At 58.4% G+C, this 16,569-nt stretch carries 15 protein-coding genes; 3 read left to right on the top strand and 12 right to left on the bottom strand.

Annotation, left to right across the window (positions count from 1 at the left end; all coding sequences use genetic code 11):
- Positions 1-33 precede the first annotated feature (33 nt).
- The 3 genes from AU182_RS08055 to AU182_RS08050 all read left to right on the top strand — a co-directional run bounded on the left by AU182_RS08055 (position 34) and on the right by AU182_RS08050 (position 4,003).
- Positions 34-3,228 (top strand): YdbH domain-containing protein, encoded by a 3,195-nt coding sequence (locus AU182_RS08055; RefSeq protein WP_066963409.1) that lies wholly within the window; start codon positions 34-36, stop codon positions 3,226-3,228.
- 164 nt (positions 3,229-3,392) lie between these two features.
- Entirely contained in the window at positions 3,393-3,605 is a 213-nt protein-coding gene (locus AU182_RS16240; protein ID WP_227718180.1) for a YnbE family lipoprotein, read from the top strand.
- Positions 3,605-4,003, top strand: a complete 399-nt coding sequence (locus tag AU182_RS08050) for a YdbL family protein (protein WP_082859304.1) — start codon at positions 3,605-3,607, stop codon at positions 4,001-4,003. The genes AU182_RS16240 and AU182_RS08050 overlap by 1 nt, the downstream gene beginning before the upstream one ends.
- Positions 4,004-4,156: 153 nt before the next feature.
- Here AU182_RS08050 and rpoS read toward each other — a convergent pair whose 3' ends face one another.
- The 12 genes from rpoS to tilS form a co-directional block, all read right to left on the bottom strand.
- Entirely contained in the window at positions 4,157-5,233 is a 1,077-nt protein-coding gene (rpoS, locus tag AU182_RS08045) for an RNA polymerase sigma factor RpoS (protein ID WP_066963404.1), read from the bottom strand.
- A gap of 264 nt (positions 5,234-5,497) precedes the next feature.
- The gene (locus tag AU182_RS08040) at positions 5,498-6,331 is read right to left on the bottom strand and encodes a peptidoglycan DD-metalloendopeptidase family protein (RefSeq protein ID WP_227718178.1); all 834 of its coding nucleotides are present in this window, start codon (positions 6,329-6,331) and stop codon (positions 5,498-5,500) included.
- A gap of 209 nt (positions 6,332-6,540) precedes the next feature.
- A complete protein-coding gene (locus tag AU182_RS08035) occupies positions 6,541-7,491 on the bottom strand; it encodes a DUF368 domain-containing protein (RefSeq protein ID WP_066963401.1) in 951 nt (316 codons plus the stop codon).
- Positions 7,491-8,162: a protein-L-isoaspartate(D-aspartate) O-methyltransferase gene (locus tag AU182_RS08030; protein ID WP_193754314.1), complete on the bottom strand. Its 672-nt coding sequence runs from the start codon at positions 8,160-8,162 to the stop codon at positions 7,491-7,493. Before AU182_RS08030 ends, AU182_RS08035 begins: the two co-directional genes overlap by 1 nt.
- 119 nt (positions 8,163-8,281) lie before the next feature.
- Entirely contained in the window at positions 8,282-9,286 is a 1,005-nt protein-coding gene (truD, locus tag AU182_RS08025) for a tRNA pseudouridine(13) synthase TruD (RefSeq protein ID WP_066963399.1), read from the bottom strand.
- The gene (gene ispF / locus AU182_RS08020; protein ID WP_066963398.1) at positions 9,283-9,783 is read right to left on the bottom strand and encodes a 2-C-methyl-D-erythritol 2,4-cyclodiphosphate synthase; all 501 of its coding nucleotides are present in this window, start codon (positions 9,781-9,783) and stop codon (positions 9,283-9,285) included. The genes truD and ispF overlap by 4 nt, the downstream gene beginning before the upstream one ends.
- Positions 9,780-10,529 (bottom strand): 2-C-methyl-D-erythritol 4-phosphate cytidylyltransferase, encoded by a 750-nt coding sequence (gene ispD / locus AU182_RS08015; protein WP_066963396.1) that lies wholly within the window; start codon positions 10,527-10,529, stop codon positions 9,780-9,782. The genes ispF and ispD overlap by 4 nt, the downstream gene beginning before the upstream one ends.
- The gene (locus tag AU182_RS08010; protein ID WP_066963393.1) at positions 10,526-10,840 is read right to left on the bottom strand and encodes a septum formation initiator family protein; all 315 of its coding nucleotides are present in this window, start codon (positions 10,838-10,840) and stop codon (positions 10,526-10,528) included. The genes ispD and AU182_RS08010 overlap by 4 nt, the downstream gene beginning before the upstream one ends.
- Positions 10,841-11,071: 231 nt before the next feature.
- Complete coding sequence (gene eno, locus AU182_RS08005; protein WP_066963390.1) at positions 11,072-12,358, bottom strand: phosphopyruvate hydratase; 1,287 nt, start codon at positions 12,356-12,358, stop codon at positions 11,072-11,074.
- Between the two features lie 97 nt (positions 12,359-12,455).
- Positions 12,456-13,301: a 3-deoxy-8-phosphooctulonate synthase gene (kdsA, locus tag AU182_RS08000; protein ID WP_369802069.1), complete on the bottom strand. Its 846-nt coding sequence runs from the start codon at positions 13,299-13,301 to the stop codon at positions 12,456-12,458.
- A 102-nt stretch (positions 13,302-13,403) separates the two neighbouring features.
- Positions 13,404-15,032 carry a CTP synthase gene (locus AU182_RS07995; RefSeq protein ID WP_066963384.1) on the bottom strand — a complete coding sequence of 543 codons (1,629 nt, stop codon included), beginning with the start codon at positions 15,030-15,032 and terminating at the stop codon, positions 13,404-13,406.
- A gap of 124 nt (positions 15,033-15,156) precedes the next feature.
- Positions 15,157-16,539, bottom strand: coding sequence for a tRNA lysidine(34) synthetase TilS (gene tilS, locus AU182_RS07990; protein ID WP_227718176.1), 1,383 nt, complete (start codon positions 16,537-16,539; stop codon positions 15,157-15,159).
- Positions 16,540-16,569 lie beyond the last annotated feature (30 nt).

Below are 16,569 nucleotides of genomic sequence, written 5' to 3'. Positions count from 1 at the left end.
CGTTGCTTCTCAAGTCGGTCAACAGAGGTTTTTGTGCGCACTGCCACCCGCCGCTTTATCCTTATTGCAGGAATCCTGCTGTTGCTCCTGCTGGCGGGCGTTTCTGGCTGGCTTTCACGGCACCACTGGATCCCTCCTCTCGTCAGCGGCCAACTGGACGGCGTTACACTCACTGAGATCCGTGGCTTCACCCTGGCCCGCGAGAAGCATCAGATTAGCGCACACATCGCGTATTTGGCGCTGCACACCGATGAGGGCCTGCACATCGGTATTGAAAACCTGCAACTCACCCAGTTGCACGCTTTTCTGAGCAAACTCCGCGCAAGTGTTCCAGCGCCGACGCCCCAGAGTCAACTGCAGATCGCTCGGCTGGAGTTGCACTCTACCAGGCCCCAGGCAGGTGATACGCGCAAACCTACCGCTCCGGATCTCGGAACCCACTCTTCCAGCCAACCCGCATCGCCCAAATCGCCCAAATCACCCACGGGAGATATAGCCGCCGAGAGTGAAATCTCCATTAGCAACACGCTGCGCGCTCTGGAAAATTTCCCGCTGCGTGCGGCCAACATCCAGCGACTCTACTGGACGGAGAGATTTGATGGATATCTGGCACTGAGCCTGCTGAACAGCCAACACACCCCTGGCGCAGAATCGAGGATTACCGGCGAGGTCACAAGCTCCCAGTGCCCCGACGACTGCACCATCCTCTGGCAGTTTGAGGAGACGGAGAAGGATCGGCCGAAACTGTCGCTTTCCCTACAGTACTCCGACAGTCCTGTCGCGGAGACTGAAATCGTATTGGACCCAGCCGATACAAACCTGGCCGGAGGCCAGCGCTGGGCACTTCAAGGCCGCATCCGTATCAGCCCGCAACAGGCAGGCCCACTGACAGAACGACTGGGCCTCAACCTGACGGGCGCGCCAAACAAAAGCGCCCCCTTAGACTGGACTGCCCTAGTCCAGTCCATGACAGGCCCCGTTGAGCTGGGCCTGACCGGCGAACTCCCGGACACTATTAGAGGGAGCGCAGACCTGCACAATCTTCGCGGGGCGCTGGTTGCCTCGACATTCTCGGCAACACTGCCACGCGAAATCGCCGGCGCCCCGCTCGTAGTGGAATACTCGGCCAATGCTCCCCTGGTCCTCGGAATTGCCACCCTTTCCCCACTTGCCCTGGACACGGTGCACGGCACCTTCACCCTGCGGATTGAGGTCGAGCAGGCAGCACAGCCCGCAAAGACGGCCCTTGACACACCGCTGCTGGAGACCGAAATCGAACTCAGTACCGATCGACAAATCCCCAGCGTTGCCTTCCGCGGCCACTACAACATGGATCAACTTGCCCCGCTCATCGCCAGTACCAAGTGGCAATCCGCATTTGGTCATTATCGTGTCAGCGACGTATCGGGCCAGTATCGCTTCTCCGGGCGTACCAGCCTGCCGTCACTGGAAAGACTGGCAAACAGTCAGTCAGGCCCGAAAACCACCACAATACTCAACGATTTTTCAATGCAGGTTACCGCCGGGGAGCCCATTGCGTTTCGCCTCGCACTCCCGCCGCAGGACAACCCCCTCGAGGCACTCGGATGGAAAAGCATCGCCGTCCAAATTCAGGCACAGCAGCCCCTGACGATCGACGCCGACAAGATCCCCGGCTCCATGCGGGCGAAAATCCCGCGTCTGGAATTCGAGACCAACGCATCCGGTGCATCCCCTGAACACACCTCACTACTCGCGGGAGAGCTGGTCGACACACAGTGCACCAACCTTGCACCCCTTGATTGCACCTTTTCACTGACCGCGCAGTTGAGCAATCTCGATTTTGCCGATGCGGCTTCGGCACTGCAAAATCTCACACTGGAGACTGCGGGCGCCATCTCGCTCGCCCATACGACGGAGGGTGCGCAAGTCACCCTCACCAACCTCAACCTCACGGCAAAGTCGCTCAGCTCCGGGCCAGTGGTCATCGCAAACCCGGAAATGTTTTCACAGCAGGCTGGCTGCACACTAAAGCCGCAGTTGACGCACTGTAGTAGCCCCCAACTGGCCTTGAACATCGCGCCCCTCCGGTTAGCGGAAAACCAGATTGAGGGCGCCGTGTTCCTGCGCGATGTCGTCCTCAATAATAAGGCGGGGAAAAAGCATGGATTGAAGATTCGGGCAGACTATCAGGGAGACGACCTCAAGATTCAGGCGCTCGATCAATTCCAGACCCGTATCGGCACCAGCGGCAACATCGCCCTGTCTGACGGTCGGGTCTCGGGTAATGGCACGGTTTCCACTGGCCCACTGGAAATGACAACAACGTGGACCCACAGACTGGAAACAGGGCAAGGCAAACTGCAACTGGCTTTGCCCGAAACTGCGTTCTCACCCAACAACAGCCTCGATCGGGCAATCACCGGTTTGCCCGTGAATATTGTCGGCGGTGTGCTTTCAGGAGGAGCACAATTGATCTGGCCGGACCAGGGGCTGGGTAAAGCGCGCCTGACCATGCAGGACACCGGCCTTCAACTCAACAAGAGCTTTGCGCTGGGTGTAAACACGGAAATCACATTGCAGCAGAGCGACGGCGAATGGATTACTGCACAGCCTGCACCAGTCTCCATCGATACCGTGGATGCGGGTGTTGCGCTCAAGAACCTGCATTTTTCCCTGGCACTGCAACACGGTGGCGAGCTCGTTCTTAAAAATTTCGCTGCCGAACTGCTGGAAGGCGCCTTGACGTCCGAGGCGCTGCGCTGGAGTTTAAGTGGCGAGGAGCGTCGCTCGGAACTGCAGTTTACCGGGGTATCCATCCGCGCCCTCGCCCGGGAAATGGAATCCGAGAATTTCGCCGCCAGTGGCTTGCTCGACGCCAGGATTCCCCTGGTCACGGACCAGCAGGGCATCACGGTCGAAAACGGCACAGTTCAGTCCCGACCACCCGGGGGCCGGCTGCGTTACTACGGCGCCTTCTCCCCCGCCATGCTCGGTAGCAATCCCCAGCTCAAACTGCTGGCCGGCGCACTGGAGGATTACAACTACCGTGACATCAATGGCACCATCAACTACCCCCTGAGCGGTGACCTGCTGCTTAACCTGAAGCTAACCGGGCGCAGTGACGCGATCGACGCCAACCGGGACCTGATTATCAACCTCAACCTGGAAAACAACATTCCTACCATGCTGCGCTCATTACAGGCCAGCCGAGACCTGACCGATGTTCTCGAGCAGGGGGTGCGTTAGTACAGGAGACACTTTGCGCGGACCACCGCTATTTTCAGTACACTGTTCAGTTACGGTTAATCTCGTAGTATCTATAGTAAACATCATCCGCCGTCCGGTGCCTTCGCGATACTGGTCTGGCAGTACCAGCCTGAGCAAGGGCTCAAGTAAAACGGGAGTATTCAGTGAATCAGACAGGAATTCTCAAGCGCTCGGCGCTGTGCCTGATGTTGGCGCTTGGCTTGACGGCCACCAGCGGCTGCACGCCGACCGTCGCTGTGCAGGCACCCAGTGAGCCTATTACCGTGAACCTGAACGTGAAAATCGAACATGAAATCCGCGTCAGGGTAGACAAAGAGCTGGACGACCTGTTTGAAGATAAGGAGGGCATTTTCTGATGAACAACACTCTGACGAACAAAACTCCGATGAACACAACAAGGAAGCCGTTACCCGCCATGAAACCCCTGCTTAAAAAACTATTTTCAGGCCTCTTTGCGCTCACATTGCTGATCGCACTTCCCGCCGCCGCCATTTCCCTGAAAGAAGCCCAGAGTAAAGGCCTGGTAGGTGAGGCCAACAGTGGATATATCGCTGTGGTTCAGGGCAGTTCCCCGGAAGTCAACGCACTGGTGGCGGAAGTGAACGCTAAACGCAAGCGGGAGTACGCGGCTATCGCCAAACGCAACAACATCGACATCAGCCAGGTGGCTGCGCGCGCGGCGGAAAAGCTGGAGTCCCGCTTGGCAAAAGGCGAGTATTACCAGGACAACCTGGGGCGCTGGAAACAGAAGTAGGCCGAAACGGATTCGAATTACTCGGAAGCTGACATGACAAAGCCCGCAACCTTTCGGTGCGGGCTTTCCTTTAGCAATGAGGGTACTGCTCCCCAGCGGGCGATGCCACCGGTCTCTGGCAGAATACTACGGCCAGCAGACCGGCGCAGTCGATCAGAGGTTGGCGAACAGGGACATACCATCCAGCCCCTGGCTTTCCATCACTTCCCGCAGGCGCTTGAGCGCGTCTACCTGTATCTGACGCACGCGCTCGCGGGTCAGACCGATTTCACGCCCCACCTCTTCCAGAGTACTGGCTTCGTAACCGCGTAGTCCGAAACGACGGGAAACCACTTCACACTGCTTGTCGGGCAGTTCGCTTAACCAGCGATTGATACTGTCGAACAGATCCTTGTCCTGCAGTAGCTCCGCGGGGTCAGACTCCTGCTGGTCCGGGATAGTGTCAACCAGTGTCTTTTCCGACGATGGGCCAATTGGCGTATCCACAGAAGTCACGCGTTCATTCAGGCCGAGCATTCTCTCCACATCTTCTACCGGCTTTTCCAGCAGATTCGCGATTTCTTCGGCACTGGGCTCGTGGTCCAGTTTCTGTGCCAGTTCGCGAGATGCGCGCAGATACACATTGAGTTCTTTCACCACGTGAATTGGCAGACGGATGGTCCGCGTCTGATTCATGATGGCGCGCTCAATGGTTTGTCGAATCCACCAGGTAGCGTAGGTTGAGAAGCGGAATCCGCGCTCGGGGTCGAATTTTTCGACAGCGCGAATCAGACCGAGATTACCTTCTTCGATCAGATCCAATAAAGCCAGGCCACGGCTGACATACCGGCGGGCGATTTTTACAACCAGTCGCAGGTTGCTTTCAATCATGCGCTTACGCGCAGCCGCGTCACCTCGCAGGGCCTTGCGGGCGTAGTAGACTTCTTCCTCTGCAGTCAACAGAGGGGAAAAACCGATTTCGTTTAGATAAAGCTGGGTAGCATCGAGGTTTTTTTGCCCGTGGGCATCATCCGTTTTGCGGATGGTCGTTTTTTGCGTTGACGTTTTAGCGGTTGTTTTCGCTGAGCTTGATTTGTGGGAGATTGTTTCAGAGTTTTTTTTTGCCGTTTTACTGGGAGTACGGCTCTTCTTGGTTTTGGTTTCTGCGATGGGTTCAGCCCGATCCACTGTCTCGGGTGAAAGATCTGTTCTGGCACCGAACGCCAGTTGATCGTGTCGTTGTGCTTCCATTTCCCCAACTCCTTGTACTTTGCCTGTATCAGCCGCGTTGACAGCTCGCGATCGCTGAATCGGTCGCTGTCATTCGCGACAGCCTCCGTTCCCGGCAACTCACCTTCCAACATCGTGGTGAGCAGTGTCACTGCAGGGCAGTTGATGCCGATTCCGGTGACTACCTCAAGTGGTTATAAATAAAAGTCCATTTTTATTGCACAACAGCATTAGGCAATGGGGGAATTGTGCACCGAGTTAAGCAGACACATCCCGGGTAAACCCTTATGGGAGGTATGCCAACGGGTCCACCGGCTGACCATTCCGACGAATTTCAAAGTGGAGCATATCGCGGTCGGTACCACTCGAACCCAGTTCCGCTATCCGTTGCCCCGCCTTGACCTTCGCACCCTCACCGACAAGTAGTTTGTCGTTGTGGGCATACGCACTGAGGAACTCCTCGCTGTGCTTGATGATCAAGAGCTTGCCGTACCCTCTCAACGCACTTCCGGCGTAAATCACTGTGCCATCCGCTGCTGCCTGAACAGATTCCCCCTTTTTCCCGGCGATATCAACACCCTTGCGCAGGGGGTTGTTTGGCTGGAAGCGGGCAAGCACCCTCCCCTTCGCAGGCCACCGCCAATTTATGACAGTTTTGTTACTGACCTTTTTTGACGGTTTGCTCGCCACTTTCGGTGCACTTTTTTTAACAGCGGACGGCCGTGCGGAAGCAACCTGACGGGTCTTCGCCGGTGCAGCCGGAGGCTGCTGCACCACCGCGGGAGGAACCCGACCGGTCAGTTTCAGACGTTGCCCGGGGAAAATCCTGTAGGGCGCCGGAATCCGGTTTATATATGCTAACTCTTTGAAATCCTTACCATATCTCCAGGCAATCGAGTACAGGGTTTCGCCGCGACTGACGGTGTGATGGTGAATTCGTTGGCTGGGCGGCTGCCCGAGAGAAGACGTTGGGGCAAGATTACTGGCGCAGCCCACCATGCCAAGCGCGAACAGGGATGCGGCAATTATTTTCAACATGGTGAAAAAATAATGACGCGAAAAACGCCCCATAATTCTGGCGATGGCGGAGTTTTTTGAAGGTTTTTTGCGCCGATTCATTATTCTCTTTTTACATCAAAGGGGTGCATTTATGGAAAAAGTGTCTAAAGAAAAGTGCTGATTTACCCCTCGTCGGCGGCGAAAAAATCTGGCCACCTTTCCTCCTGGAGTGAAAAGCTTTTCTCCAGAACAGCTGTCACGTCAGACCCGTAAGTCAGGCGACAATTCCCACCGCGGTAAATCCCCCCGGGCTTGTACGCCTTTTCCCGTTATCGGTGTACGACTTTTCCGACAAAGCGCCAGTGTAACCATTCAAGCCCCAGCACTAACACCACCGCAAGCACTGCTGCGAGCACCGCCTCCACTATAAAGGATGGCTGTCCAGAACTTGCGGCAAACTGACCGGGCAGCACATTGGACATCAAGGGCGCAACTTTGTCCCCCACGCTGGCCGAGCCCTCTACTGCCAATTTCCAGGGCCAGACGATTTTCAAGCTACCCAGTAAGACCCCCACCAGAAACGTCAGTGTCACGGAAGGAAATCGGTGCATGAGCCAGGAGAGCAGACGGCTAAACAACAGCAGCCCGGCGATGGCACCAGCGGCAAACCAGGTGAGTGCACTGAACTGCAGCTCATGCACTGCCGCGATGACCTTGGGGTATATGCCGATCATCAACAGAATAAAGGACCCCGAGATTCCCGGCAGGATCATGGCGCAGATGGCCAGGGCACCCGAGAGAAAGAGGGTATAGGGGTTGGCAGGGACTTCTGTCGGGCGCATTTCACTGATCAGCACCGCCAGCGCCACGCCCAGTAACAGCGCCAGCCAACACGAAGGGTTCCAACGGGGAACACGGCGCACAATCGGCACCACAGACGCCAGTATCAGGCCAAAAAAGAAACTCCAGACGACGATGGGGTATTGATCCAGCAGATAGCCAATCAGGCGTGCGAGACTGAAAATACTGACCAGAACGCCCGAAAAAAGTGCTAGCAGAAAGGTGCCGTTGATCTGACGCCAGGCGGCGGCGAACCCTTGCCTGCGTAAAATGGTGAGCGTGTGGGGACCAATCCGGCTCAGGGAGTCCAGCAGTTCCTGATAGATGCCGGTAATAAAGGCAATGGTGCCTCCGGAGACACCCGGTACCACATCGGCCGCCCCCATGGCCAATCCCCGCGCGGCAATACCCCAATAACGATTTTTCAGTAGTCCGGCCATCAGCGCACCACGCCGCTCAGCAGCGGAACGAAACGGACAGGCTCCGCTTTCTCCACATCAAACCGACTGCCATCTTCACTGCGCGTGACAATAGTCAGGTACTGACGGTCGCTCCCGACCGGTATCACCAACACGCCCCCGGGCGCGAGTTGTTCCCGAAGCTCATCGGGAACGCTGGCCGGTGCCGCCGCGCACAGAATCGCATCGAAAGGGGCTTGCTCGGGCCAACCGAAACCGCCGTTACTCAGCCGCATTTCCACATTGAAGATACCCAGCTCCCGCATACGTTGCCGGGCCTTGATCAACAGTGGCTCTACCCGCTCTACCGAGTACAACTTGTCGACCAGGCGGGCCAGAATGGCGGTCTGGTATCCGGAACCGGCGCCTACTTCAAGGACGCGCGCGCGGGAGCGAGCACGACTCATCAGCAATTCGGTCATGCGCGCAACAATATAAGGCTGGGAAATTGTCTGTCCGTATCCGATGGGCAGTGCCGTATCCTCATAGGCACGAATGGCCAACGCCTCATCCAGAAACAGGTGACGAGGGGTCGATGCCATCACATTCAGCACTTCTTCGCTGCTGATACCTTCATCCCGCAGCCGTTGAATCAGCCGATTACGGGTGCGCTGGGAGGTCATACCCAGGCCTTCGTGTCTAAATCGATCCATAAGGACGCACAGTCTCCCTGCAAGCGGACCGCCGGTTACCGCTTCCAAAGCGGCAAATGGTTGAAATCCGGCGATTGGCCGGGGCCACGATTGTGCCACCGGTCACATTTTGTTGTCGTTTATTTTATTGTGCTGGCGGATAGATTGGCTAGTTCTGCCAATTCCCGCAATACCGCCGTCGCGAAAGTGCCCGGCGGCAGGGCAAAGTTGAGCGTGAGGTCATCCCCTTCCCAGGTGGCCTGAAATCCTTGTGGTACCAGCAGCAACGCACGTCGCTCCTGACTGAGACCGCAATGCTCCAGCCAGTCGCACCATGGTTTCCACGGCGCCATCGCCGCCTCCTCCAGAGCCAGTTGCACATCGCTGGCCAAATTGCGTCCCCGCCCCCACAGCGGCCCGGACCCTTGCGGCTCCGGCTCCCCACTGAGAGCCTCAAGCCAATTTCCCTGCCGGACACGCGATGCCAGTACCTGATTGAACAACCAGCTGCGCGCGGCGGACATGGCAAATGCCTTCTGGTTGCGGGGAACTCGGCCGCGCTTGCCGGCCTGCTGGTCGGCAACCAGACGATTGACCAGATCCAGGTTCCCCCCATGGTGACCAAAGCGCTGCTCGCCAAAATAGTTGGGCACCCCGCCTGGCATCTGTGCCAGCACCTCGTCCGCCTTTACCCGGTCCCCCTGCACATTGCGCAAACGGATCTGGAACCGGTTACCCAGGTGATCCCCGCGCCGCAGTTTGCGCAGCCCACGATAATGCTGGAGTACCGAGATTTCATCGCTGTTAACGCGCTGCCATTCAGGCTCCGGTTTTTGCGCCAGCCACACACTGAACCACTGGGTGGTAACCGCGTGCCGGTCCTTCAGGCCGTAGTAGCCCACATCCTTGCTTTGCACTCCGGCCAGCTGTGCCAGCTGCTGGGCCACAAAGCCGGTGTTGGCACCGCGCTTTTTAATCTGTATCAGGACATGCTCGCCCTCTCCGGACGCGGTGGCCCGCTCCGGTGCGGCCAGCTCATCCACCACAAAATCCTCGGGTTCGGTGCGGAAGTCAGCGCGAATGGCGGCGCCGCCGAGGGCGCGTGGCCAGTCGAGGTCCCAGGGCTGGGTATTCGGTTCCGTCACGAGGCCGTTCCTGTCACTGGGCACTGCTCTAATAGCACCACGGCCTGTGCCGCAATGCCCTCCTTGCGCCCGGTAAAGCCGAGCTTTTCACTGGTCGTCGCCTTCACGCTGATTGCACTGCTGGAGGTCTGACAGTCAGCGGCAATGTTTTCCCGCATGGCGTCGATATGAGGTGCCATCCTGGGTGCCTGCGCAATCAGGGTGGCATCGGCATTGATTAACCGGTAACCGTGCGTGTGAATCAATGCAACCACATGCCTCAGCAATGCGCGGCTGTCGGCACCGGCATAACGCGCATCGGTATCCGGAAAGTGCTTGCCGATGTCGCCCAGCGCAAGCGCCCCCAGCAGGGCATCCGCCAGGGCGTGCAGCAGTACATCACCGTCGGAGTGGGCTACCAGGCCCTGTTCATGGGGAATGGTGACACCCCCGAGGACAACGTGGGCACCGGGACCGAAGGCGTGCACATCAATGCCCTGCCCTATTCTGAAACTCATTGTTCGATTCCTGACTGTATTTGATCCAGTGTTTGCCGATGCTGCAGCAGGGCTTCCGCGAGCATGAGGTCGGCGGGATGCGTGACCTTGAAGTTGCTGCGGCAGGCTGCCACCAGTTCAGGTTCATCGCCTGCCAGCTCCAGTGCACTGGCCTCATCGGTGATGGCTTCCGGGTACTGGGCGAGCCCGGCCTGCAATGCGCTACGCAAGCGCTCAAGCGGGGCTTTCTGCGGTGTCTGCGCAAGCCAGATCTGCGCGCGCGGCAGGGTCTGGCTGACCCGGGGGCTGCCCTGATCGGCTTGCGATTGTTTGACGGTATCGCTGGCGGGCTGGGCGAGCAGCGCGATGGGGCCGGCGGACAGGAGTTTGGCGATATCGCGTTTACTGACCAGCGGGCGAGCCGCATCGTGGACCAGTACGGTGGTATCCGGTGCGGTGCGCGCGCTTAAATAATGGAGTGCGGCGAGGACGGAATCCGCCCGCTCTGCGCCACCGGTTACGGTGTGAACTTTAGGGTCCTGCGCCCCGGCGAGGGTAGCAAACTCGTGGTCGTCCGCTGCGATGGCGACAACAACGCCGGCAACGCCGGGCCAGCGGAGTATGTTGTCCAGGGTGTGGGCGATCAGGGGTTTGCCAGCCAGAGGCAGGTATTGTTTGGGCTTGTCTGCGCCCATACGCTTGCCGGATCCGGCAGCGGGGACTATGACCCAGTAGCCCGTTTCAGGTGGGGTTTCTACGGTAGTCATTCTTTTTCTCGCTGTGACTTCCCAGGGTTCTTATGCTGGTCCTGGTCGAGAAAAATAAACAGGGTTTCGCCTTCTTTAATCAGGCCGAGGTCGTAACGCGCTTTGGCTTCGACGCCGTCCGTGCCTTCCTTGAGGCTGCGCACCTCGCGTAACAACTGGCGGTTTTCCCGTGCGAGCGCGGCATTTTTTTGTTGCTGCTCATCCAGTTGACGCTCGAGTCGCGTCACTTCGGCAAAGCTGCCCTCCCCCACCCACAATCGGTATTGGGTCATCAGCAAAAGCACTGTGAGGATTGCCAGCAGCCATTTCATTTGTTTTGTTCTCTATCTGGCGTTTCGGGGTTCGCACGAATTCATTTTCGTGGCGGCCCTGCTGCCGGTGCCCCTTCCCGGGACACGCCGTGAACCCATCCATGGGGGCTCTTCCGCGACATCCCTGTCGCAGAAGGTCCCGGGAAGGGGCACCGGCAGCAGCGCCTTCGCATCGGAGTCCTCGATTCGAGTTCCGGTACGAGTTCCAGCCAGTTTACCGAGCTTACTGAATTACTTGAACTCAGCAATGCCGCGGTAAGGCGCCTTGCCTTCCAGCTCGGCCTCGATGCGCAGCAGGCGGTTGTACTTGGCTACGCGGTCGGAGCGGCAAAGAGAGCCGGTTTTGATCTGGCCAGCCGCGGTGGCAACGGCCAGGTCGGCGATGGTGGTGTCTTCGGTTTCACCGGAGCGGTGAGAAATAACCGCGGTGAAGCCAGCGTCTTTGGCCATTTTGATCGCGTCCAGGGTCTCGCTCAGGGAGCCGATTTGGTTGAACTTGATCAGGATGGAGTTGCCCACGCCCTTTTCGATACCTTCTTTCAGGATCTTGGTGTTGGTAACGAACAGGTCGTCGCCCACCAGCTGGACTTTCTTGCCGATTTTGTCGGTGAGGATTTTCCAGCCGTCCCAGTCGCTTTCGTCCATGCCGTCTTCGATGGAGATGATCGGGTAGTTTTCAGACAGTTCCTGCAGGTAGGAGGCGAAGCCTTCGCTGTCGAACTCTTTGCCTTCGCCAGACAGGTTGTACTTGCCGTCTTTGTAGAATTCGGAAGAGGCGCAGTCCAGGGCGAGGGTAATGTCGTCGCCCAGTTTGTAACCGGCCGCTTCAACGGCTTCGGCGATCACTTTCAGTGCGCCTTCGTTGGACGGCAGGTTGGGGGCGAAGCCGCCTTCGTCACCCACGGCGGTGTTCAGGCCTTGGGCAGACAATACTTTTTTCAGCGCGTGGAAGATCTCAGCACCCTGGCGCAAGGCTTCGGCGAAGGTTTTGGCTTTCACCGGCTGGATCATGAATTCCTGGATGTCGACGTTGTTGTCGGCGTGCTCACCACCGTTGATGATGTTCATCATCGGTACCGGCAGGGTGTATTCGCCGGCAGTGCCGTTGATTTCGGCAATGTGCTGATACAGGGGGATGCCCTTGGAGATGGCCGCAGCTTTAGCAGCAGCGAGGGAAACGGCCAGAATGGCGTTGGCGCCCAGCTTGGCTTTGTTCTCGGTGCCGTCGGCGTCGATCATGATCTGGTCGAGAGCGCGTTGGTCGGTGGCGTCTTTGCCGACGAGCAGGCTGGCGATTTCACCGTTGATGTTTTCAACGGCCTTCAGCACACCTTTACCCAGGTAACGGCTTTTGTCGCCGTCGCGCAGTTCGAGGGCTTCGCGGGAGCCGGTGGAAGCGCCAGAAGGTGCGCAGGCAGAACCTACCGCGCCGCACTCGAGAATCACATCGGCGTTAACGGTGGGGTTACCACGGCTATCCAATACTTCAAAAGCTTTAACAGCAACAATCTTGCTCATGTTTACAACGGGCTCCTTGTTAATCGGGAATAATGTGTCTGTGAGGTTTGGATTTGGTGGCCCACTGCTCGGAGCCACTCGTTTTAGTTATTTGTTACTACTTGGTGTCCAGCGGCTCCAGGCCTTTTACCAGATCGTCCACGGCCTTCATTTGCGCCAGGAAGGGCTCCAGTTTTTCCTGGGGCAATGCACTCGGGCCATCGCACAGGGCTTTTTCTGGATTCGGGTGCGCTTCCAGGAAAAGACCGGCGATACCGATGGCGAGGCCGGCACGGCCCAGCTCGGTGACCTGGGCGCGGCGACCGCCAGAGGCAGCACCGCCCGGATCCCGCATCTGCAGGGAGTGGGTTACGTCAAAAATCAGCGGTGCGCCGCCAGAGGCGTCGATCATGGTGCGGAAGCCGAGCATGTCGACAACCAGGTTGTCGTAACCGAAACAGGCACCGCGCTCGCACAGGATAATTTTCTCGTTGCCGCCTTCGGCAAATTTCTCCACCACGTTTTTGACCTGCGGCGGGCTCATAAACTGCGGCTTCTTCACATTGATCACCGCACCCGTAGCGGCCATCGCTGCCACCAGATCGGTCTGGCGCGCAAGGAAGGCGGGCAACTGGATCACGTCCACTACTTCGGCCACCGGAGCGGCCTGATGGGGTTCGTGCACGTCGGTAATCAGCGGGACGCCAAAGGTCTTTTTGACTTCTTCAAAGATCTTCAACCCCTCTTCCATTCCAGGGCCGCGATAGCTGTGAATCGAGGAGCGGTTCGCCTTGTCAAAGGACGCTTTGAATACGTAGGGAATACCCAGTTTGTCGGTCACATTGACATAGTGTTCGGCCACTTTCATGGCCATATCCCGGGACTCCAGAACGTTCATGCCGCCAAATAGGGTGAACGGTCTGTCGTTGGCAACCTGCAGGTTGCCTACTTCAATAAGCTTCATTTTTATCGTTTCCCAAGCCAGAGATACTCTGGGTATCGCTCAATGCATTTTGAATACACCAGGCGCGACCGCGATTGCGCGGCCGTGCCTGACGACCAACCATCAGGCCTGCTTGTGTTTCAGGGCCGCGGCAACAAAGCTTTCAAACAGCGGGTGACCGTCGCGCGGGGTCGAGGTGAACTCCGGGTGGAACTGACAGGCAACAAACCACGCGTGTTCGGGCAGTTCAACCATTTCCACCAGGGTGTCGTCCGCAGACCAGCCACCAATCTTGAGACCGGCTTTCTGCAAGCGATCAACGTAATTGTTGTTGACTTCATAGCGGTGACGGTGACGCTCGACAATCACGTCCTTGCCATAAATCTCACGGGCCTTGGAATCTTTCGCCAGTCGGCATTCCTGTCCACCCAGACGCATGGTGCCGCCAAGGTCAGACTTTTCATCGCGCTTTTCGATATTGCCTTCGCTATCGATCCACTCGGTAATCAGGCCGATTACCGGATGCGGTGACTTGGCATCAAACTCGGTGCTGTTAGCCCCTTCCAGGCCAAGTACGTTACGCGCGTACTCAATCACGACGGACTGCAGACCCAGGCAGATGCCGAGGAACGGCACATTGTTTTCGCGGGCATAGCGCACGGATTCCAACTTGCCTTCCAGGCCGCGCTCGCCGAAACCACCCGGTACCAGTACCGCGTCGGCACCTTTGATCAGGTCCAGGCCATTCTCGCCTTCAACATCTTCCGCATTAATGAAATCGATATTCACCTTGACGCGGTTTTTGATACCGGCGTGTACCAGGGATTCGATCAGGGATTTGTAAGCGTCCAGCAGCTCCATATATTTGCCGACCATGGCGATCTTGACTTCGTGCTGCGGGTTCAGCTTGCCGTCGACCACGGCGTCCCATTCGGACAGGTCCGGCGCGTCGGTGTCGAGCTGGAGTTTTTCCACCACGATTTCGTCCAGACCATATTCGTGCAGCATGCGCGGCACGCCGTAGATGGTTTTGGCGTCGGGCAGCGGTACCACCGCGCGCTCTTCCACGTTAGTGAACAGCGCGATTTTGCGGCGGGAGTCGTCGTCGATGGCGCGCTCGGAGCGGCACAGCAGGATGTCCGGCTGCAGGCCGATGGAGCGCAGCTCTTTCACCGAGTGCTGGGTAGGCTTGGTTTTGGTTTCACCGGCTGTGGCGAGGTAGGGCACATAGCTCAGGTGCATCAGCAGGGCACGATTAGTCCCCATTTCCACACGCAGCTGGCGCACGGATTCCAGGAATGGCTGGGATTCGATATCCCCCACGGTACCGCCGATCTCGACGATGGCAACGTCCACGTCGCGGCCGCCTTCAATCACCCGGCGCTTGATCTCGTCGGTGATGTGCGGGATCACCTGTACGGTGCCCCCCAGGTAGTCACCGCGGCGCTCTTTGCGCAGCACGGTTTCGTAGACCCGGCCGGTGGTGAAATTGTTGCGCTTGGACATCCGCGTGCGAATGAAGCGTTCGTAGTGGCCCAGATCCAGATCCGTCTCGGCGCCATCTTCGGTCACGTAGACCTCGCCGTGCTGGAAGGGGCTCATGGTGCCCGGATCAACGTTGATATAAGGGTCGAGCTTCAGGATAGTGACCTTCAGGCCACGGGCTTCGAGGATAGCGGCCAGAGAAGCGGAGGCGATACCTTTCCCCAATGAGGAAACCACGCCGCCAGTGACAAATATATAGCGCGTCATGCAAAACCTTGGTCAGTTGAATGCCCGACGGGTACGGGCGTGCGGGACTGGCTCGGGCGTGCAGACTGGTGCAACCCGGTGCCTTTGAGATGGGACGCCAGACTACCAGAAAGGCAGTTTCTGCTCAATCTAAAAACCGCCAAATTGGTGGCTTTGCGGGCCCATCCGCCGTGACAAACAGGTCGCCGACAGCCACCAGCTCCTGCGCCCGGTAGATCAGTGGTACACGATCCCGCAGCCACGGCGGAAGAGCATACTCCTGCAACAGCTTTTTCAGGGTCTGGGAGTGATGCCGCTCTCGCGGTTTGGCTCTTTCGCCGCCAATACGGAAGCGAACCCGATAGTCGGCCACGGGCCACTGGGCACTGGGCAAAAGCCCCCAGTGGCCCGGCAATGCCAGCTGGCTTGATCCGTCCCACCGAATCTCACCTCCATCAATAGCATCCAAAGGTTGCAATTGTGGTGTGAGATACAGGCGATCGCGATAGCGGCGCAACACCCGCTCTCCCAGGGAGACGGCCGGCACCGCATCATCATCGGCGCCAACCTGTTGCAAGGCCTGCTCCAGCTGGGCCGCCTCGGGCATACCCGCCCCGACCTGTTGCAACCAGCCACGCAGGGCGTTTTTGCGGCGCGCGCCGGAGAGTTTGGCAAACGGCGCAAGATCAACGCTCTGCCCGAATGCCTCGCGGCGACAATCGCAGGTCTGCAGATCTTGCTCCGCCAACTCACCCAACAGAGCCGCGGCGTCCCGCAGATTTTCCGTCGCCCGCGCTATCCGCGCATGCACCGGCCAGCGCTGCGCCAGCGGGGGCAACACCTGACTACGAAGATAATTCCGGTCAATCGAAAGATCGGCATTGCTCTCGTCTTCAATCCACGGCAAGCCCTGCGCGCGGGCGTAGGTTTCCAGTTCCGCTCGGCTTGCCGCCATTAATGGCCGCAGCAGGCTTTTGCCATCCCGCTCGTGCCCCAGCGGGCGCCATTCCGGCATGCCACCCAGTCCGAGCACCCCGGCGCCGCGCAACAGCCTCAGCAAAAAGGTCTCGGCCTGGTCATCGGCGTGGTGAGCGAGCAGTATCTGGTCGCCCGGCCCCATGACCCGCTCGAAAGCGCGGTAGCGGGCGTGCCTCGCCCCCTGCTCGAGACCGCCATCGGCGCGGTCCACGTCCACCGACCGGGCGACAAATGCAACGCCCAAACGATCCGCCAGCGCCGCACAGCTCGCCTGCCATGACGCCGCGCGCGCACTCAAGCCATGATTGATGTGCAGCGCGGTGAACGGAACGTCGGCCTTGGCAAGCAGATGTAACAGCACGGTGGAATCCAGGCCGCCGGAAAAACCCAGCCACCGCTGCCCCGATACCGGGTAACGCTGCAGTGCGCTCTGCAGCGCACCGGTCAATTTAGCGGCAATGTCGGACATAGGCAGGCAGTTGAGGTGGTGTATTGGCGAGACGATGTATTGGCGACACAGAGTATTGGCGACATAGAGTATACCCGCCATCCGGTGATCGCAGGTGGACAGCACCTGCCA

Source organism: Microbulbifer sp. Q7, from assembly GCF_001639145.1.
GTDB lineage: Bacteria > Pseudomonadota > Gammaproteobacteria > Pseudomonadales > Cellvibrionaceae > Microbulbifer.
This window is presented reverse-complemented; position numbering and strand designations above follow the sequence as displayed.